The sequence below is a fragment of the Devosia ginsengisoli genome (assembly GCF_007859655.1).
GTDB classification, from domain to species: domain Bacteria; phylum Pseudomonadota; class Alphaproteobacteria; order Rhizobiales; family Devosiaceae; genus Devosia; species Devosia ginsengisoli.
Genome location: NZ_CP042304.1, coordinates 4,042,849 through 4,061,906, shown reverse-complemented (window position 1 = coordinate 4,061,906; position 19,058 = coordinate 4,042,849). Strand labels below are relative to the sequence as shown.

Genomic DNA, 19,058 nt, shown 5'->3' with positions numbered 1-19,058 from the left:
TGAGACGTGGCCCGCCGGATTTATGCGGGTTGCGCTTATCCGATGCCGGGATAGTGGACCGGGCATCGGCTTGGTCGGCAGGGGATATTCTGCTGAGTCGCTGGCGAGACTAGGCCAGTGCGGTCTGGCGGCGGCGTGAGAGCAGCCAGATGGGGACTGTCACGGCATAGACGGCGGTGGGGAGGAGCCAGGCGGCGCCTGGCAGGGCTGAGGTCGATGTGGCTGAATAGAGCGCACTGCAGGCGAGCGGGGAGATGATCGTGGCGAGGGCGACGACGCTGCTCAGCGCGCCTTGCAGGCGGCCCTGTTGCGTGCTGTCGACCTTGCGGGACATCAGGGACTGGAGCGCGGGAATGGCGATGCTGCCAAAGCTGAGCGGAGCCAGAAGCGGGAAGATCATCCAGGCGGTGGAGGTGAAGGCCAGAACCGCCATCGAGATGGCATCGACGGCGAAACCGAGCAGTGCCATGCGGGCCGCCCCGATCCTCGCCGCGATGGGTCCGGCCAGGACGAGCTGGACGATGGCGTAGAACAATCCGGACATGGCCATCGTCAATCCGATGGTCGAGAAGGTGAAGCCGAAGCGCTCGCTCGTGTAGATAACCCACAGCACATTGGGGCTCTCGAACGAGAAGCGCACCGCGAAATAGACCAGGGCGGTGGGGACGAGCCCCATGGCGCTGATCCAGACCAGATGCCGCAACGGATTGACGATGAGGGGCGCCGCCGGATCGGGGCGTGGCTCGCTTTGCGCCTTGTCGCGTGCCGGCAGGCGCAGGGCGAGCACGAGGCCGGTAAAAGCCAGTGCGCTTGCCAGGATATAGGGCGCTTCCAGCCAGATTTCGGCCAGCATGCCGCCGGTGAGCGGGCCGATGAAGAATCCTATGCCGTAGCAGGCATTGAGGTAGCCGAAGCGACGGGTCCGATTTTCGGTCGGCGTGATGTCGGCCAGCCAGGCGGCTGCGGTCGCGGCGGTGGAGTTCGTGAGGCCGAGGATGGCGCGAAACACCAGCAGGACCGCCAGCACGGGCACATAGGCAATAACCAGGCTGTCGATGGCTACAACCGCCAGGGACAGGACCAGCAGCGGGCGGCGGCCGAAACGATCGCCGAGTGAACCCAATATGGGCAGAGCCAGCATGTTGAGGATTGCGTAAATCCCGAGGGCCATGCCGAAGACCAGCACCAGGTCGCTGGTGCCCGCCGCCCTGCCATACAGTTCGGGGAGCGAGGGAATGATCAGGCCCGTGGCGATGCCCTCGCAAAGGACGATCAGAAAAAGGAGCGTAGGCCTGGCAATGGCCGCGCGCGCGCGTTCCGGCATCTGTGCGTCGCTCTCAGCTGTGCGGAAGACGAGGCCTTGCCTGTCATGCCGGGAACCGTGCTCAGCCGGGGAATACTGAGCACTGTCAATACATTAATGAACACCACATCCTGCGACGAAATGGCAAGAACTGTCAAATCGATTTGGCGAACACTGCTAAATGCGACGTCCTCAAGGCGGACCTAGAGGACTGAGATTGACATGACGAAATCCATTAAAAGTAAGCAATTGCGCCACTCCGTATCGTTGACGGCACTGGTATTGGCCGGGGCATTATCCGCGCCCGGTCTTATCCTGACGGCGGCTCCCGCTCACGCCGCTGGCGGCGCGGGCGGCGGCTCCGTGGCCGGGGACCCGTCGGCGCTGGGTGGCGCCGGGGGTGTCAATGCTGGCGAGGCTGGCAAACCAGGCGTCACCATGGATGGAGACCTCGATGCGAGCGGCTCCGGCGGCGGCGGCGGCGGCGCTGCAGCTGCCGGCGGCGATGGTGGCGCCAACGGCCGGGGCACTCCAGGCACAGCAGGTGGAGCCGCTGGGGCGACACCAGGTGCCGATGGCGAGGCTGGTGCGGATGCCGGCGGCAATGTTGGAGCAGGCGGCGGCGGCGGTGGTGCCCACGGGATCGCGGGCGATGGCATCGAGATTCTGGACGGCGTGATTTGGACCGGCGGCATGGGTGGCATGGGTGGCCATGCGATCGGCGGTATTCGTGGCAGCGGCGCCGGCGGCGGCGGTTCGGGCGGGTATGGAGCCCAGGTAAATGCCGGTGAAGCCAGCAATGCCGGAACGGCCCAGGGCGGCATTGGCGGTGATGGCGGCAGTGTTACCAACCCCCACGGCCTGGGCGGAAGTGGTGGCGACGGCGGAGCGGGCATTGGCCTGAGCGACGGGGCGTGGATCACCAACAAAGGCACAGGAACCGCCATCGGCGGCAATGGCGGCTGGGGCGGCGACGCCGAAGACGCCCTCAATGCCGGCGGTAACGGCGGCAATGGCGGTGCGGGGATTGTCGGTGGCGCCGGCGTCGTCATCGTCAATCGGGACAACGCTACCGCCCTGGGCGGAATCGGTGGGCGCGCCAGCCAAGCAGGCGCCTGGCGCCCCGAGAACAATATCGTCCATGGCAATGGCGGCTATGGCATTTTCGTGGGCGCGGGCGCCCTCGTCACCAATCAGGACAATGCGTCGATCATGGGCGGCGAAGGGGGGAGGGATGAATCCTTCCAATGCATTCCTGGTGGGCGGCACGGGCGGGACGGGCATCGGCACCGCCGGTATCGTGACCATCGTCAACAAGGATGCGGCAACGATCACGGGCGGCACCGGAGCGGGCGCGGATGTCAATCCCGCCGGCAATGGCGGTGCAGGCGTCATTGCCTCCGGCCTGCTGGATAACAGCGCGACGATTACCGGCGGCGCGGGCGGTTTCGGCGGCGTGGTCGGGGCCGGGAGCGGTGGCGCGGGGGTGAGCAGCACAGACTTGACCATCCACAATAGCGGCGTCATTTCAGGCGGTACAGGCGGATCAAGTGGCGGGTTGTTTGTATCGACCGGCGGCGGTGGTGCGGGCATTGACGGTAGCAATCTGACCGTTCTCAATACCGGCACGATTTCAGGCGGTGACGGCGGGACGAATGCAGACCCATTTCCTGGTGCCGGCGGCGGCAATGGCGTCAGTGGTTCCGATCTGACGGTCATCAATGCAGGTACGATTTCCGGCGGCGCTGAAAGCATGCTCGGAACGCTCAGTGCAGCCATCGATTTCACCGGCGGCGTCAACCGGCTTGAACTGCGCACCGGCTACGCTTTCAACGGCGCCATTCTCGCCAATGGCACGCTGGACACGCTGGCGCTCGGCGGCACCACCGACGACATATTCGATGCTTCGCAACTGGTCACGGGCCAGAGCTTCGGAGGCTTCGAGCAGCTCGAAAAGGCAGGTGCGAATACCTGGACGCTGACCGGCGACGGTTCGGGCTTCGGTGGGCAGACCAATGTGGTGGAAGGCACGCTGCTGGTGAACGGCTCATTGGGCGGCACACTGGATGTGCTCGATGGCGGCATTCTGGGCGGTTCGGGTACGCTCGGCGCCGGTGCGGGCTCGCTGGTGACGATTGCCAATGGCGGCACGCTCGCTCCTGGCAACTCGATCGGCACGATCGTGGTGGATGGTGATCTCGTCTTCGACCCCGGCTCGATCTTCGAGGCCGAAATCGACCCTGCCCTCGCCGCCGACCTGGTCGATGTCAGCGGCACGGTCACCATCAATGGCGGCACGGTCCATGCGCTCAAGGCGGGCGGTGTCTACACGCCCGACAGCCGCTGGACGATCATCGACGCCGCCGGCGGGGTTACGGGCACATTCGATGCGCTCAGCCAGAACATGCCCTTCGTCAACCTGGCACTCGCCTATGATGCCAATGCCGTTTTCGTCGATGCCAAGCGCAACACGACATCGTTCTGCGATGTGGCGGCAACAGCCAACCAGTGCGAGACCGGCAACGGGCTGGAGCCGTCCGGCCCGGGCAACCCGGTCTATGATGCGGTTGCGGCCCTGCCGGATGTGGAGAGCGCCCGCGACGCGCTGGATGGCCTTTCCGGCGAAATCCACGCCTCGGGACAGACGGCGCTGATCGAGGACAGCCGGTTTGTGCGCGAAGCCATCAACGATCGCCTGCGTTCCGCCTTCGGGCAGCCGGGTGCGTCCTATGCGCCAGTGCTGGCCTATAGTGCCGACGGGACGCCGATGGCCGTGGCAGCCGATGATACCGGACCGGCGGTCTGGGGCCATGGCTTCGGCTCGTGGAGCTCCACCGATAGCGATGGCAATGCCGCGGCGTTCAGCCGGAGCATTGGTGGCCTGCTGATCGGAACGGATGGCCTGGTCGGCGACTGGCGCATCGGCCTGCTGGCCGGCTACAGCCGGTCTGCCTTCAATGTCGATGACCGCGCTTCGTCGGGCACGAGCGACAATTACCATGTCGGCCTCTATGGCGGCACCGAATGGGGCGACATCGCCTTCCGTACCGGCGCGGCCTATACCTGGCACAATCTCGAAACCCGGCGCACGGTGAGCATGCCCGGCTTCAGCGACGCGCTTGACGCCGCCTATAATGCCGGCACTTTCCAGGCATTCGGGGAACTGGCCTATGGCTTCGAGCTTGACAATGGCACCCGCTTCGAGCCCTTCGCCAATCTTGCCCATGTGTCCCTGCATACGGGCAGCTTCAGCGAAACGGGCGGCGCCGCGGCCCTCTCGGGGCCCGGCAGCAATGCCGATGTGACCTTCGCGACGCTGGGCCTGCGCGCCGAGCACACGCTTGCCCTGGGCACGGTGGATGCGACGCTTCGGGGCATGGTGGGCTGGAAGCATGCCTTTGGCGAGGTAACGCCGGACAGTATCCATGCCTTCGCCTCGGGCGACGCCTTCACCATTGCCGGCGCGCCGATTGCGAAGGACACCGCCGTCATCGAGGCCGGGCTCGACCTCAACTTCACGCCCGAGACCACGTTCGGCCTTTCCTATAACGGCCAGATCGCCGGGTCGGCCCAGGACCATGGCTTCAAGGCAAACCTGACCGTGAAGTTCTGAAACTGATGGTGGGCGGTCATGTGCCGCCCACCGCCAACCAGTGATTTCGACGGGGGCGACTTCTACGGATGCGAGTTTTTCACAATCAAGCAATGGCGCGCGCGGTGCGCGACCAGCTCGAGCAGGCGCTCTACTCCCTGCCCCGCCATGACGGCCGGGCTCAAGCAATTGCGCTGCAGATCGAAGAGTCGATCGAAGTGGCGCTGGAAATCGAACTGACCCGAGTGGACCAGGCTGCACAAGAGCCGGCCCCGCTCGCGGAACGCAGGTGAGAGAAACAGGAGGATATTATGTCTCGAAAGTCATCGCGATGGTTGTTGGCGGGCGTGCTCATAGCAGTCCATGCGGGAGGCGCCTGCGGGGGAAGCACCGGCACGCTCATCTCGGGCGGCCCCGGCGTCCTCTCCGTCGTTCAACTGGCGGATGGCCGCTGGGCCAGGGGCTATATAGCGCCCTTTAAACCGAACAACTCCTGGAACCTGCGGCCGAAGGACGGCGGCTACATGTATGGCAATGTGATTTCCGAATCCGAGGCCCAGTCCTACCTGAATCCGCCCTCGACCGTGGATGAGGATGGCTCCGATTCCGGGGAAGCTCCGCCACCGCCGGGCGAAAACAATCCCGATCCCGACCCCGAAACGGGTTGCGGCGTCGATTACGAATGCTGATCCGATTGCCGGACCTGCGATCCGTCGTCGTGCTTTACCGCATCGCCGCCCTTGGGGCGGCGGGGCTGGTGTTCGGAACCATGCTGGGACAGGCAGGCTGGATGGCGGCGGCGGCGGCGTTCTTCGCTGCGGTGCTGGGGGGCTCGTCCTATCGGTTCATCATTGCGGTGTGGACGGAACGCTATCGGTTTGCCGCGGCTTCATGGTCCGGCGGGGCGGCCGCGGCGGCATGGCTGAGCCTGGCGCTCTGTGCCACGGCCCCGGTAAGCGGCATCGATCCGCTCATGGTGGCAGCGGCGCATGGCACGGCGATCAATCTTGCCTATGCGCTGGCCCGCGGGGGCTGCCTGCTGACGGGGTGCTGCGGCACAGCGATTGCCGTAAGATCGGTGGCGATCGATATCCGCTGGCTGGAGATCGTGCTGTGCGGCGCTATCGCGGCGATGACAGCCATGCTGGCGCAGGCCGAACTGCGCTATGCCGGCCTTGTGGGCATAGCGGGGTATCTCGCGCTGCGGCAGTTCGTGCTGCTGGCGCGGGGTGGGCGCCGCCTATGGTGGCCGCCATTGCGCCAGCCGGGCGTCGACCTATTGCCGCATCTGCTGCTGGGGATCGTTGCCGCCGGTATTCTCGTGTGGCGGTAGGTCAATCTATGGGGGAGAAGGAACAATGAGCGGCATGAGACCGGAAGTCACCGCCTTCTACGACGCACCGACAGGATCGGTGCAATATGTCGTCACCGATCCAGTGACGCGGCGATGCGCGATCATCGACCCGGTGCTGGATTTCGACGAACGCTCCGGCACCATATCGACGGGGAATGCCGACGCGCTGCTGGATCATATCGCGCGCGAGCAGCTCACGCTGGAGTGGATTCTCGATACCCATCCGCATGCCGACCACTTTTCGGCTGCCGCCCACCTGAAGGCCAGGACAGGCAGCACCACGGCCATCGGCAGGCATGTCATCGACGTGCAGGGGCTATGGAAGGATATCTACAACTGGCCGTATTTCGTCGCCGACGGATCGCAATGGGACAGGTTGTTCGAAGACGGCGATACGTTCTGGATCGGCATGCTGCCGGTCAAGGTGCTGTATTCGCCGGGGCACACGCTCGCTTCCGTCACCTATCTGGTCGGGGATTGCGCCTTCGTGCATGACACGCTGTTCATGCCCGATAGCGGGACCGCGCGATGCGACTTTCCCGGCGGAAGCGCCGTCAGCCTGTGGGGCTCGATCCAGAAAATTCTGGCCCTTCCGGACGAGACCCGGATTTTTGTCGGGCATGATTATCGCCCGGATGGGCGGGAGCCACTTTGGGAAAGCACGGTTGGCGAACAGAAGGCCAGGAATATCCACATGGCAAAGTGCCGGACGGAAGAGGAATTCGTGGCGCTGAGGGAGGCGCGGGACCGCACCTTGCCGATGCCCCGGCTGATCCTGTTTGCGCTGCAGGTCAATATATGCGGCGGGCGGTTGCCGGTGCCGGAGCCGAATGGAAAACGGTATCTCAAGTTTCCGCTGGACGCCCTGCCCTCTCCACCGGACGGCGGGACGGATTGATAACCCGGCCCAGGTCTTTCGCCTGTCGCGATGCCGTGACAAGAATGATCGAGGCAGGCGGCGTGCTGGGCTGGGTTCCAGATCGCATGGTGCAGAAGTTGGGCGTCGGCAGGAAACTGCTGCCAGGTTAGGACCAAGGCCAGTGGATATTCGGATACTCGCGGCGCTGAAATATATCGAACAGAATATTTCCGAGCCCATCGATCTCGAGGCAGCAGCAGCCAAGGTCAAGCTCAGCAAATTCTATTTCGAGCGCCTGTTCCAGGCCGAGGTGGGCGAATCCTATTACGCCTATTTCAAGCGGGTGCGGATGCATAATGCGGCGTCCCGGCTGAAACACACGAGCCAGTCCATCTACGAAATTTCAATCGCCTATGGCTATGGCAGCAACGCCGCCTTCACCCGTGCCTTTCGCACCTTCTGGGGTGTTTCGCCCACCGCTTATCGATCCGACAATGCCTCCTGGGATGCCGAAACGTTCTACCGGCAACGCAATAACAGCGTCTCCCTGGACACCGCTCCCCGGATCCAGACACGCGATATCGGCAGCTATCGCTGCCTGTTCCGCCGGTATTACGGGCCCTATTCCAGGATGCAGGATATCTGGCGGGACTTCCTCGACCGGCTGCCCGATGCGCTGCGGGGCGGCGATGAAGCGGAGGCCCGGTTTCTCGGGCGCGTCTACGACGATCCCCGCGTCACCCCATCCAACGAAATTCGCTACGACTGCTGCTATGTCTTTGCCGACGACCAGGACGCCCGGCTGCAACTGGACGGGATCAAGGACCATCTGGTGACCACCGATGCGGGGCTTTACGCGGTCATCGACAATACGCGCAATCCGCGGCCGCGCCTCGAAATCTATGCCTATATGCTCGACAAGTGGATGCCGACGACGAACCACAATTATTCTGATGTCCCCGGGCTCGAATTCTTCACCGAATGCCCGATCAAGGCCAACAGCACCTGGGCCCCGGTCTGCACCATGCTGGTGCCGCTGGAATAGGGCGGGCAGCTATTCTGCGGCTCGGATGCTTTGCAGGCCGCCGGCCCGTTCGATGAAGGCGATGATCTGTTCGAGGCTTTCGCGCCGCAGCAGGTCGGTGAACACATAGGGCCGGCCGTCACGGATCGTCTGGGTGTCGCGCTCCATCACCTCGAGACTGGCTCCGACATAGGGGGCCAGGTCGGTGTGGGTGATCACCAGCAGGTCGGAGCGGGCTATGGCCGGGCCGCCCTTGCGGGGGATTTTTTCGCCCTGGGCCACCGAGATGACGTAAATCGTCAAATCCGCCAGATCGGGTGAGAAGGTCGCGGCCAGGTTGTCGCCGCCGCTTTCGATCAGGATGATATCGAGATCGGGGAAGCTGCGGTTGAGCTCGGCGATGGCCGCCAGGTTCAGCGAGGCATCCTCGCGAATAGCGGTATGCGGGCAGCCGCCGGTTTCGACGCCCACTATGCGATCCTCGGAGATCGCCTGGGCCCGCGCCAGGATCAGCGCGTCTTCCCTGGTGTAGATGTCGTTGGTGACCACGGCCATGGAATAGCGCTCGCGCATGGCCTTGAGCAGCATTTCGCACAACGTGGTCTTGCCCGAGCCGACGGGCCCGCCAATGCCGATGCGCAGGGGTCCATTGGGTGATTTCATGACAACCTCAGGGGGAAATATTCGCTCATGACCGGAAAATCCTCGTGGGCAGCGTTTCATGCGCCATCTGCGCAATGTCGGCGGCGTAGGCCACGGCGCCGATAGCATCCAGGCTAAGATGCTGGCACTGCGCGGCGGCGGCAGAAACAGCCTGTTCCAGTGCCGCCACGATGGCAAGACCGTCGCCTTGACCGATCGGTACCAGCCGCACGGCCACCGAGACCTGCCCCTGTACCGCCGAGGTCAGGAAGGCTGTCAGCACCGCCTGCAGCGCCATGCCATGGGCGGCCGTCACGGCGCCCACGGCGATCGGATAGGGGCAGGGCCGGGGCAGCGCCTCCTGGCCCGCGACCGGCCAGGCTTGCGCGGCCGTGATGAAGGCATCGCCCATGGCGAGGGTTTCGTCATGCCGCTCGCGGGCCGGCGTCAGGGCCAGGCAAAGATCGACGAGATCGCGCAAGGCAGGGGCGTCGCCGGCCGCGCGATGGGCATGGGCCAGCAGGATGGCATCGGTGCGGATGCCACCATGGGCAAGGTTGCCGGCAATCCAGCGCTCGGCGCTGGCCCGGTCATGCACCTGGCGGGCGACGATCGCCGTTTCCAGGCCCGCAGACCAGGCGAAAGCGCCCACCGGAAAGGCCGGCGACAGCCAGATCAGCAGCTTTTGCAGATCGCTGTTTGATGTCATCGCGCCAGCAGGGCATGGCCGGTATCGGCATGGCTGTGATAGGCGCCATGCTCGGCGAAAAACGGCTCGCGCACTTCGGTGATCGAGGCGCCAAGCCCTTCCAGCATCAGCTTGAGGACGTGATCGCGCTGGATCAGGAGGCGTTCTGCTTCGAGCTGGGCCGAGGTGTGGCGATTGCCGATATGCCAGGCGAGCCGGACCAGATGGGTCGTGTCGCGGCCGCGCACTTCGTAAAGCAGTTCGGGCGCGGCAATGATGGTGACCAGCCTTCCATCTTCGAGCTGCAATGCGCCCAGATGGTCAAGGGTGATGGTCTGGGGGAAATCCACCATGACCTCGCCGCCGCCACTCAGGGTGAGCAGTTTGCGGCGCAGGCGGCGCTGGTCGTGGTCCAGCACGACATTGTCGAAGGCGGGACCCTGGCCATGGCCGGCGGGCAGATGGGAAATGGCGCGCAGCATGAGCTTGTCGTCCTCCTCGCTAGAACAGGAAATAGCGCTGCGCCATGGGCAGAACGGTGGCCGGTTCGCAGGTCAGCAATTCGCCATCGGCACGGACCTCATAGGTTTCCGGATCGACCGCAATGTCGGGGGTGGCCGAATTGTGGATCATCGCGGCCTTGCCGATGCCGCCGCGCGTATTGGTCACCGGGAGCAATTGCTTGTCGACGCCGAGCCTGTTGCGCAGGCCATCCTCATGGGCAGCTTGTGAAATGAAGGTCACCGAGGAATTGGTGCGGAGCTTGCCGAAGGCGGCGAACATGGGCCGGTAATGCATGGGCTGGGGCGTAGGGATGGACGCATTGGGGTCGCCCACGGGGGCGGCGGCGATGGAGCCGCCCAGCAACACCATTTCGGGCTTTACGCCAAAAAAAGCGGGACTCCACAGCACCAGATCGGCGCGCTTGCCCACTTCCACCGAACCGATATGGGCGCTCATGCCATGGGCGATAGCCGGGTTGATGGTGTATTTGGCGAGGTAACGCTTCACCCTGGCATTGTCGTTGTCGCCGGTTTCGGCGGCGAGGCGCCCGCGCTGTTTCTTCATCTTGTCGGCGGTCTGCCAGGTGCGGATCAGCACTTCGCCGACCCGGCCCATGGCCTGGCTGTCCGACGAGATGATCGAGAGCGCGCCCATGTCGTGCAGGATATCCTCGGCAGCGATGGTTTCCTTGCGGATGCGGCTTTCGGCGAAGGCGACGTCCTCCGGGATGGACGGGGACAGGTGGTGGCACACCATCAGCATGTCGAGATGCTCGGCAATGGTGTTGACCGTATAGGGCCGCGTCGGATTGGTGGAGGACGGGATGACATTGGGCAGGCCGGCGACGCGCAGGATATCGGGGGCATGGCCGCCCCCTGCCCCTTCGGTATGGAAGGCATGGATAGTGCGGCCCTTGAAGGCGGCGATGGTGTCTTCCACGAACCCACTCTCGTTGAGCGTATCGGTGTGGATCATCACCTGCACGTCATAGGCATCAGCCACCGACAGGCAATTGTCGATTGCCGCAGGCGTAGTGCCCCAGTCTTCGTGCAGCTTGAGGCAGGACGCGCCGGCCAGGATCATCTCTTCCAGTGGAGCGGGAAGCGAGGCATTGCCCTTGCCGGCCAAAGCCAGATTCATCGGGAAGGCATCGAAGCTTTCGATCATGCGCTGGATGTGCCAGGCGCCGGTGCAGGTGGTGGCGAGCGTACCGTGGGCAGGCCCGGTGCCGCCACCCAGCATGGTGGTAACGCCGCTCATCAGCGCTTCCTCGATCTGCTGGGGGCAGATGAAATGGATATGGGCGTCCATCGCACCGGCGGTGACAATCCGGCCTTCGCCGACGATGATTTCGGTCGAGGGTCCGATGATGATGGTGACGCCCGGCTGAGTATCGGGGTTGCCGGCCTTGCCGATGGCGTGGATGCGGCCGTCCTTGAGGCCGATATCGGCCTTGTAGATGCCGCTCTGATCGACGATCAGCGCATTGGTGATGACGGTATCGACGGCGCCTTCGGCCCGCGTCTTCTGCGACTGCCCCATGCCGTCGCGGATCACCTTGCCGCCGCCGAATTTCACCTCTTCGCCATAGATGGTGAAATCCTGCTCCACTTCGATGAACAGGTCCGTATCGGCCAGCCGCACGCGGTCACCGGTGGTGGGGCCATACATGTCGGCATAGGTGGCGCGGGAAAGGCGGGCGGGCATGACAGGCTCCGTCTGGTGTGGCGGCGGCTAGAGCGCGCCCATGATCTTCTGGTGGAAACCGTAGACGATCCGCGACCCGCCCAGCGGCACCAGCCGGACCTCGCGGCTCTGTCCGGGCTCGAAACGGATGGCGGTGCCGGCGGGAATATCGAGCCGCATGCCGCGTGCCGCCTCGCGATCGAAACGCAGCCCGGCATTGGTTTCGTAGAAATGATAATGCGAGCCCACCTGGATCGGCCGGTCGCCGGTATTGGCGACCTCGATGGTGATTGGCGCGGCGCCCGCGTTGAGTTCGATATCGCCTGATCGGGTGATGACTTCGCCGGGGATCATGGGGTCACCTGATGGGCTGGTGCACTGTCACCAGCTTGGTGCCGTCGGGAAAAGTGGCTTCGACCTGGATATCGGCGATCATTTCGGCGATCCCCTGCATGACCTGATCACGGGTGATGACATGGGCGCCTGCCTCCATCAGCTCGGCCACCGGCCGGCCGTCGCGGGCGCCCTCCACCACGAAATCGGTGATCAGCGCGATGGCCTCGGGATGATTGAGTTTCACCCCGCGCTCGAGCCGCCGGCGCGCGACGATGGCCGCCATCGAGATCAGCAATTTGTCTTTTTCGCGCGGCGTCAGGTTCATGCGGTCATCCTGGTTCAGAGATGCCAGAGGCGCGGCAGGCGGCCTGCCCCTGCGAGTTCGGTGAGAACGGGAACGATCATGCGGCGCAGGGCGAGCCCCGAGCTGGCCAAGGCGCGCACCACCAGGCGTTCGCCCGTGGCGCTGGCGGCGATGCGCCCATCGACGGGCATCAAGGCGCGCACGCTGTCGAGCAGGGTCGCCGCCAGCGGACCAATATGGACGATGGTGGCGAAGGCGCGCGCTCCGTCCAGCAATGAGATGGCGTGGCGCTCGTTTCCTTCGCCATCAAGCAGGGTTGCTTCGGCGTGGATCAGCCGCCCATCGCGGCGGATACGCCAGTTGTCGCGCAGATAGGCGTCGGCGGCCACTTCGCCCATCGCGTCGCGGCCCAGCAATACGACCTCGACGGCGGTCACGGTGGCACCCGGCGCCAGATCGATCTCGATCTGGCGGTCAAGCCGGCTGGCACCGAACAGGATGGTCTCCTGCGGCAGCCAGTCGAGATGGCCGTCCGCGCCGACTTCGAGCCGGGTGTGGACCCGCGCTACAGCGCCCGTTGAGCGGTAAATCCGCTCGCAGGCCTGGGTGGTCAGCACCATGGCGCCGCCGGACGCGGCCTTGGCCTGCCATTGCAGGTGATCGCCGCCCGTCAGGCCCCCAGCGGTGTTGATCAGTACGGCTTCGAGCGCATGGCTGTGGGTATTGGGCAGGCGGATCTTGGCGCAGCCATCCTGATAGAGCGTATCGATGACACTGACGCCTTCGCGTAGCTTGGTCGCGATGCGGCCCACGCCGCGCGCACGCTGCATTACGGGAGGGGCGGCAAAAGCGAGAGCGGTGCTCAATTCATACCATCAGGTGGCGGCGAATGTCGGGTCGGTCGAGATCGCTGGCGACACCGGCATGCTGAATTTCGCCACGGTCCATCACATAGATATCGTCAGCGATTTCCCTGCAGAAGTCCAGAAATTGCTCGACCAGCAGGATGGTCATGCCCTTCTCGTCGCGCAGGAATTGCAGGGCGCGGCCGATATCCTTGATGATGGATGGCTGGATGCCCTCGGTGGGTTCATCGAGCACCAGCACCCTGGGTCGGGTGACCAGCGCACGGCCGATGGCCAATTGCTGTTGCTGGCCACCCGAGAGGTCACCGCCGCGCCGGCCCAGCATGGACTTGAGCACGGGGAACAGTTCGAAGATGTAGGCGGGAATGGTCCGGTCGGCGCGTTTGAGCCCGGCATAGCCGGTTTCGAGATTTTCCCGGACCGTGAGCAGCGGAAAGATTTCCCGGCCCTGCGGGACATAGCCCAGGCCCATGCGGGCGCGCCTGTAGGGTGGGGCCTTGCCCAGGACTTCGTCACCGAAGGTTATGTCGCCGGCGGTGATAGTGTTGATGCCGGTGATGGCGCGCAGGGTCGAGGACTTGCCGACGCCGTTGCGGCCTAGAACTGCGGTGATGCGGCCCGGCTTGCAGGTGATGGAGACCGATTTCAGCGCCTGGGCGGCGCCGTAATGCAGGTCGATGGCGTTGATGGTGAGGGTGGCACTCATCGTCCGAGATACCTTTCGATGACCACGGGATTGGCGCTGACCTGGTCGAGGCTGCCCTCGGCGAGGACCGAGCCCTCGGCGAGGCAGGTGACGCGGGAGCCGAGTTCGCGAACGAAGCTCATGTCGTGTTCGACGACGACCACCGAGCGGGTCTGGGCGATGTGCTTGAGCAGCTTGGCGGTCTCGACGGTTTCGGCATCGGTCATGCCGGCGACGGGTTCGTCGACCAGCAGGAGTTTTGGGTCCTGCGCCAGCAGCATGCCGATTTCGAGCCACTGCTTCTGGCCGTGGCTGAGATTGGCGGCATAGTCGTCCCTGCGATTGAGCAGGCGCACGGTTTCGAGGATTTCGGTGATGCGGGCGTTGTCGGCCGCGTCGGCCGTGTAGAACAGGGTGGCGAAGACGCCGCGTGGCTTTTTCAGTGCCATCTCGATATTGTCCCAGACGGTGTGGGACTCAAAGACCGTGGGCTTCTGGAACTTGCGGCCGATGCCGAGATTGGCGATGGCAGCTTCGTCCAATCTGGTGAGGTCGGTGCGGCCGTCGAACAGAACCTGGCCATCATCGGGGCGGGTCTTGCCGGTGATGATGTCCATCATCGTGGTCTTGCCCGCGCCATTGGGGCCGATAATGGCCAGCATTTCGGCGGGGTGGACGATGATGGAGAGGTTGTTGATGGCCTTGAAGCCATCGAAGGCGACGGAGACGCCGTCGAGATAGAGCATGGTGCCGGTCTTGTCGGTCATTTGCTACTCCGCCGGATTGGGTTGGGGATCGGTACCGGCTTCGATCTGTTTCGGGGTCGGCGCGTGCTGCTCGCGCCTGGTCGTGGCGGCGCGGTACTGGCCGATGAGGCCGACAATGCCCTTGGGCAGGAAGAGCGTCGTCACGACGAAAAGCGCGCCGAGGGCGAAGAGCCAGTATTCGGGGAAAGCGCCGGTGAAATAGGATTTCCCCACATTCACGAGGATGCCGCCGATGATCGGCCCGACAATGGTGCCGCGGCCGCCGACGGCGGTCCAGATGACCACTTCGATGGAATTGGCCGGCTCGAATTCGGACGGGTTGATGATGCCGACCTGGGGGACATAGAGCGCCCCGGCAATGCCGGCGATGATGGCCGAGACGACGAAGGCGAAGAGCTTCACATATTCGACGCGATAGCCCAGGAAGCGCGTGCGGCTCTCGGCATCGCGCACGGCGACCATGACCTTGCCGAGCTTGGAATTGACGATGACAGAACAGGCCAGAACCGCAAGCGCCAGAGCGATGGCAGAGGCGGCGAAGAGGGCCGCGCGGGTCGTGGTGGCCTGAACCGGGGCGCCGAGGATGTCCTTGAAGTCGGTCAGCCCGTTATTGCCGCCAAAGCCCATATCGTTGCGGAAGAAGGCCAGCAGCAGGGCATAGGTCATGGCCTGGGTGATGATGGAGAGATAGACGCCGGTGACGCGGCTGCGGAAGGCCAGGAAGCCGAAGACGAAGGCGAGCAGGCCCGGCACGACGATCACCATCAGCATGGCGAACCAGAAATTGTCCATGCCGAGCCAGTACCAGGGCAGTTCCTTCCAGTTCAGGAAGACCATGAAATCGGGCAGGACCGGATTGGCATAGACGCCGCGCGTGCCGATCTGGCGCATGAGATACATGCCCATGGCATAGCCGCCGATGGCGAAGAAGGCGCCGTGGCCGAGCGAGAGAATGCCGCAATAGCCCCAGACCAGATCGAGCGCGAGGGCGAGCATGGCGTAGGTCAGGTATTTGCCGAAGAGCGGGACGGCGTAATTGGGCAGGCGCAGCGGATGGCCTGATGGCAGCAGCAGGTTCGAGGCCGGCACGGCGATAGCGGCAAGCAGCATGATGGCGACGAGCCAGATGGCTTTCTTATCGAGAGCGCGGAAGAGGGCCTGGGTAATCATGCTTCGATCGAGCGTCCCTTGAGCGCGAAGAGGCCGCGGGGACGGCGCTGGATGAAGAGGATGATGAGGACGAGGATGATGATCTTGCCCAGAACGGCGCCGGCATAGGGCTCGATGAACTTGTTGGCGATGCCCAGCGTCAGGGCGCCGACCAGCGTGCCCCACAGATTGCCCACGCCGCCGAAGACCACGACCATGAAGCTGTCGATGATGTAGCCCTGGCCCAGATTGGGCGAGACATTGCCGATCTGGCTCAGGGCCACGCCGGCGAGTCCGGCAATGCCGGAGCCGAGGCCGAAGGTCATGGCATCGACCAGCGGGGTGCGGATGCCCATTGATGAGGCCATACGACGGTTCTGCGTGACGGCACGCATATGCAGGCCGATGGCGGTGTATTTGAGCACCAGCAGCAGAGCGAGAAACACGATCAGCGCGAAGATGACGATGTAGAATCGGTTCCAGGTGATGGCGAGGCCGCCGAGCTCGAAGGAGCCGGACATCCAGCTCGGATTGCCGACTTCGCGGATATTGGCGGTGAAGATGCGTTGCACTGCCTGCTGGATGATCAGCGAGAGGCCCCAGGTGGCCAGCAGGGTTTCGAGTGGCCTGCCATAGAGAAAGCGGATGACGCCACGCTCGATGGCCACGCCGACAAGGAAGGTGAACAGAAAGGCCATGGGCAGGGCGATGGCCAGCGACCAGTCGAACAGGCCGGGCGCGTTCTGGCGGATTATCTCCTGCACGACGAAGGTGGCATAGGCGCCCAGCATGACCATTTCGCCATGGGCCATGTTGATGACGCCCATGACGCCGAAGGTGATGGCGAGCCCGATAGCGGCGAGGAGCAGCACCGAGCCGAGCGAAATGCCGAACCAGACATTCTGCGCCACGTCCCAGGCGGCGCGGTCGCGGGCCAGCCCGTCGATGGCGGATTGGATGGTGGGCCTGATCTCGTCGGGGGCATTGGCCAGGGCTGATGTGAGCGTATTGAGGGCATCGCGCCCGCCAATGGCCAGAACGATTGGGACGGCCGCAGCCTTGTCCTCGACCGAGGCATCGGGCGACTTGAGCAGGATGACGGCGCGGGCCTGTTCCATGACGCGTCCGATAGTGGCGTCGGTTTCGGCGGATATGGCGCTGTCGAGCAGTTCGAGCTGGGCCGGATCGGCGTCGCGCAGGACGGACTGGGCGGCCGAGAGGCGCACGTTTCTGTCTTCGCTGAGCAGGGTCATCTGGCCGATGGCGGTGCGCAGCACGCGGCGCAGGCTGTTATTGACCTTGACCTTGTCGAGGCCGTCTTCGGTGAGGTCGGGCAGGTCGGTGCCGGTGATGGGGTCGGTGATGTTGCCCTTACCGCCCGAGGCCGACGTGAAGACCACCCTGCCACTGGCTTCATCGAAATAGAGTTCGCCCTCGAGCAGTGTTTCGAGCACGGGGACAACGCGTGGATCGCCTGATGCGACGAGGTTGCCGATGGCGGCCTCTCTGTCTTTGAAGCTGCCGGGAGCGAGGGCGTCGACAAGCGGGGCGAGTGCGGCATCGGCAAGCTGGGCGTGGGCCGGGGTGGCGACACTTATGATCATCATCAGGGTGATGAGATGAATGAGGAACTTCATGGTGGCCCCGGTCTGATCAGAAACTCGGTGTCATCCCGGCCTTGAGCCGGGATCCATCCTGAGATCTCGGGATGGGCCCCGGCTCAAGGCCGGGGTGACATCGTAGGTGTGGATGCTTCGGTGGCGAGGGCGGCCGAGGCCGTCCTCGCATTCAGTTGGCGACTACTGCGCCGCCGCGACTTCGGAGCCGCCGCAGGTCTTGGTTTCGGTATTGTAGTTGCCGCAGGAGATCGGGGCGGTCCAATCGGCCTCGATGACCTTGGATTCGGGCAGGAAGTCGGACCAGGCGTCGCCGGGGACCAGATCGGATTCCGACACCACCTCGAACTGCCCATCGGCCTGGATTTCGCCGATCAGCACCGGCTTGGTCAGGTGGTGGTTGGGGAGCATCTTGGCGATGCCGCCGGTCAGGTTCGGGGTTTCGAGGCCGATGATGGCGTCGAGCACGGCATCGGTATCGGTGGTGCCGGCCTTTTCGACGGCCTGGACCCAGAGGTTGAAGCCGATAACCGTGGCTTCCATCGGATCGTTGGTCACCTTGTCCGGATTGCCCATGAATGTCTGCCAGGCGGAGATGAAGGCTTCGTTTTCCGGGGTGTCGCCGGACTGGAAATAGTTCCAGGCGGCTAAGTGCCCAACCAGCGGCGTGGTGTCGAAGCCGGCGAGTTCCTCCTCACCGACCGAGAAGGCGACGACCGGGATATCCTCGGCCTTGATGCCCTGGTTGGCGAGTTCCTTGTAGAAGGGCACATTGGCGTCGCCGTTGATGGTCGAGACTACCGCGGTCTTTTTGCCTGTCGAGCCGAAGGTCTTGATGTCGGAGACGATGGTCTGCCAGTCGGAATGACCGAAGGGCGTGTAATTGATCATGATGTCTTCGGCGGCAACGCCGTGGTCGAGCAGGTATTGCTCGAGAATCTTATTGGTGGTCTGCGGATAGACATAGTCGGTGCCGGCCAGAACCCAGCGCTCGACGCCTTCGTTTTCCATCAGGTAATCGACGGCCGGAATGGCCTGCTGGTTGGGAGCAGCGCCGGTGTAGAACACGTTGCGCTGGCTCTCTTCGCCCTCGTATTGCACGGGGTAGAACAGGATCGAGTTCAGTTCCTCGAAGACCGGCAGGACCGACTTGCGCGAGGACGAGGTCCAGCAGCCGAACACGGCGGCCACGCCGTTGACTTCGATCAGCTCGCGGGCCTTTTCGGCAAAGAGCGGCCAATCGGAGGCCGGATCGACCACGACGGCCTCAAGCTGCTTGCCGAGCAGGCCGCCCTTCTTGTTCTGCTCGTCGATCAGGAACAGCATCGTGTCCTTGAGCGTGGTTTCGGAAATGGCCATCGTGCCCGAAAGCGAATGCAGCACGCCGACCTTGATGGTCTCGTCCTGGGCGGATGCCGGACCGGCAATCGCGCCCATCGTCATAGCCACGCCCAGCCCCAGCCCCGCAATTGCGCGGTTTCCTACTGTCATGTTTACCTCCGACAGATGTGTGTTTGCACCGTCGGAGATATTGCAAAGGCCGTGCCAGCCCCGTTTCGCCAGCCAAGCCTCTGATTGTAATGTATTTTTGATATGCTTCGGGTGAGGCTAGTGTGACGGCGGCAGGAGCGTAGCCTAAATATTAGGCGCAATGGAGCTTAGTGCTTGCCATTTAAGCAATAG

20 protein-coding genes are annotated in these 19,058 nt (G+C 64.0%); 6 read left to right on the top strand and 14 right to left on the bottom strand.

Annotation, left to right across the window (positions count from 1 at the left end):
- Positions 1-109: 109 nt before the first annotated feature.
- Positions 110-1,324 carry an MFS transporter gene (locus FPZ08_RS19830; protein WP_146292150.1) on the bottom strand — a complete coding sequence of 405 codons (1,215 nt, stop codon included), beginning with the start codon at positions 1,322-1,324 and terminating at the stop codon, positions 110-112.
- Positions 1,325-1,597: 273 nt separating this feature from the next.
- Complete coding sequence (locus FPZ08_RS22705; RefSeq protein ID WP_186767094.1) at positions 1,598-2,551, bottom strand: hypothetical protein; 954 nt, start codon at positions 2,549-2,551, stop codon at positions 1,598-1,600.
- Here FPZ08_RS22705 and FPZ08_RS19820 point away from each other — a divergent pair.
- From FPZ08_RS19820 to FPZ08_RS19795, 6 genes are all read left to right on the top strand, one after another.
- Positions 2,538-4,916 carry an autotransporter family protein gene (locus FPZ08_RS19820; RefSeq protein WP_246132730.1) on the top strand — a complete coding sequence of 793 codons (2,379 nt, stop codon included), beginning with the start codon at positions 2,538-2,540 and terminating at the stop codon, positions 4,914-4,916. The two genes, FPZ08_RS22705 and FPZ08_RS19820, sit on opposite strands and share 14 nt — an antisense overlap.
- Before the next feature lie 92 nt (positions 4,917-5,008).
- Positions 5,009-5,188, top strand: a complete 180-nt coding sequence (locus FPZ08_RS19815; protein ID WP_146292148.1) for a hypothetical protein — start codon at positions 5,009-5,011, stop codon at positions 5,186-5,188.
- 54 nt (positions 5,189-5,242) lie between these two features.
- The gene (locus FPZ08_RS19810) at positions 5,243-5,584 is read left to right on the top strand and encodes a hypothetical protein (RefSeq protein ID WP_146292146.1); all 342 of its coding nucleotides are present in this window, start codon (positions 5,243-5,245) and stop codon (positions 5,582-5,584) included.
- Positions 5,578-6,228: a hypothetical protein gene (locus tag FPZ08_RS19805; protein ID WP_146292144.1), complete on the top strand. Its 651-nt coding sequence runs from the start codon at positions 5,578-5,580 to the stop codon at positions 6,226-6,228. Before FPZ08_RS19810 ends, FPZ08_RS19805 begins: the two co-directional genes overlap by 7 nt.
- Before the next feature lie 25 nt (positions 6,229-6,253).
- Complete coding sequence (locus FPZ08_RS19800; RefSeq protein ID WP_146292142.1) at positions 6,254-7,147, top strand: MBL fold metallo-hydrolase; 894 nt, start codon at positions 6,254-6,256, stop codon at positions 7,145-7,147.
- A 142-nt stretch (positions 7,148-7,289) separates the two neighbouring features.
- Complete coding sequence (locus FPZ08_RS19795) at positions 7,290-8,153, top strand: AraC family transcriptional regulator (RefSeq protein ID WP_186767093.1); 864 nt, start codon at positions 7,290-7,292, stop codon at positions 8,151-8,153.
- Positions 8,154-8,162: 9 nt separating this feature from the next.
- On the opposite strand, the gene ureG is transcribed toward FPZ08_RS19795, so the two are convergent.
- From ureG to urtA, 12 genes are all read right to left on the bottom strand, one after another.
- Entirely contained in the window at positions 8,163-8,795 is a 633-nt protein-coding gene (ureG, locus tag FPZ08_RS19790) for an urease accessory protein UreG (RefSeq protein ID WP_146292138.1), read from the bottom strand.
- A 25-nt stretch (positions 8,796-8,820) separates the two neighbouring features.
- Positions 8,821-9,483, bottom strand: a complete 663-nt coding sequence (locus FPZ08_RS19785; RefSeq protein ID WP_146292136.1) for an urease accessory protein UreF — start codon at positions 9,481-9,483, stop codon at positions 8,821-8,823.
- Entirely contained in the window at positions 9,480-9,944 is a 465-nt protein-coding gene (locus FPZ08_RS19780) for an urease accessory protein UreE (protein ID WP_146292134.1), read from the bottom strand. Before FPZ08_RS19780 ends, FPZ08_RS19785 begins: the two co-directional genes overlap by 4 nt.
- Positions 9,945-9,963: 19 nt before the next feature.
- Positions 9,964-11,673: an urease subunit alpha gene (ureC, locus tag FPZ08_RS19775; RefSeq protein ID WP_146292132.1), complete on the bottom strand. Its 1,710-nt coding sequence runs from the start codon at positions 11,671-11,673 to the stop codon at positions 9,964-9,966.
- A gap of 27 nt (positions 11,674-11,700) precedes the next feature.
- Positions 11,701-12,006, bottom strand: coding sequence for an urease subunit beta (locus tag FPZ08_RS19770; protein ID WP_146292130.1), 306 nt, complete (start codon positions 12,004-12,006; stop codon positions 11,701-11,703).
- 4 nt (positions 12,007-12,010) lie between these two features.
- On the bottom strand, positions 12,011-12,313 hold the full coding sequence (locus tag FPZ08_RS19765; protein WP_146292128.1) for an urease subunit gamma: 303 nt from the start codon (positions 12,311-12,313) through the stop codon (positions 12,011-12,013).
- 14 nt (positions 12,314-12,327) lie between these two features.
- Positions 12,328-13,158, bottom strand: coding sequence for an urease accessory protein UreD (locus tag FPZ08_RS19760; RefSeq protein WP_246132729.1), 831 nt, complete (start codon positions 13,156-13,158; stop codon positions 12,328-12,330).
- 1 nt (position 13,159) lies between these two features.
- Positions 13,160-13,864 carry an urea ABC transporter ATP-binding subunit UrtE gene (urtE, locus tag FPZ08_RS19755; RefSeq protein WP_146292126.1) on the bottom strand — a complete coding sequence of 235 codons (705 nt, stop codon included), beginning with the start codon at positions 13,862-13,864 and terminating at the stop codon, positions 13,160-13,162.
- Positions 13,861-14,610: an urea ABC transporter ATP-binding protein UrtD gene (gene urtD / locus FPZ08_RS19750; RefSeq protein ID WP_146292124.1), complete on the bottom strand. Its 750-nt coding sequence runs from the start codon at positions 14,608-14,610 to the stop codon at positions 13,861-13,863. Before urtD ends, urtE begins: the two co-directional genes overlap by 4 nt.
- Positions 14,611-14,613: 3 nt before the next feature.
- Positions 14,614-15,780 carry an urea ABC transporter permease subunit UrtC gene (gene urtC / locus FPZ08_RS19745; RefSeq protein WP_146292122.1) on the bottom strand — a complete coding sequence of 389 codons (1,167 nt, stop codon included), beginning with the start codon at positions 15,778-15,780 and terminating at the stop codon, positions 14,614-14,616.
- Positions 15,777-17,396: an urea ABC transporter permease subunit UrtB gene (gene urtB, locus FPZ08_RS19740; RefSeq protein ID WP_146292120.1), complete on the bottom strand. Its 1,620-nt coding sequence runs from the start codon at positions 17,394-17,396 to the stop codon at positions 15,777-15,779. The genes urtC and urtB overlap by 4 nt, the downstream gene beginning before the upstream one ends.
- Before the next feature lie 162 nt (positions 17,397-17,558).
- Complete coding sequence (urtA, locus tag FPZ08_RS19735; protein ID WP_146292118.1) at positions 17,559-18,866, bottom strand: urea ABC transporter substrate-binding protein; 1,308 nt, start codon at positions 18,864-18,866, stop codon at positions 17,559-17,561.
- Positions 18,867-19,058: the final 192 nt, after the last annotated feature.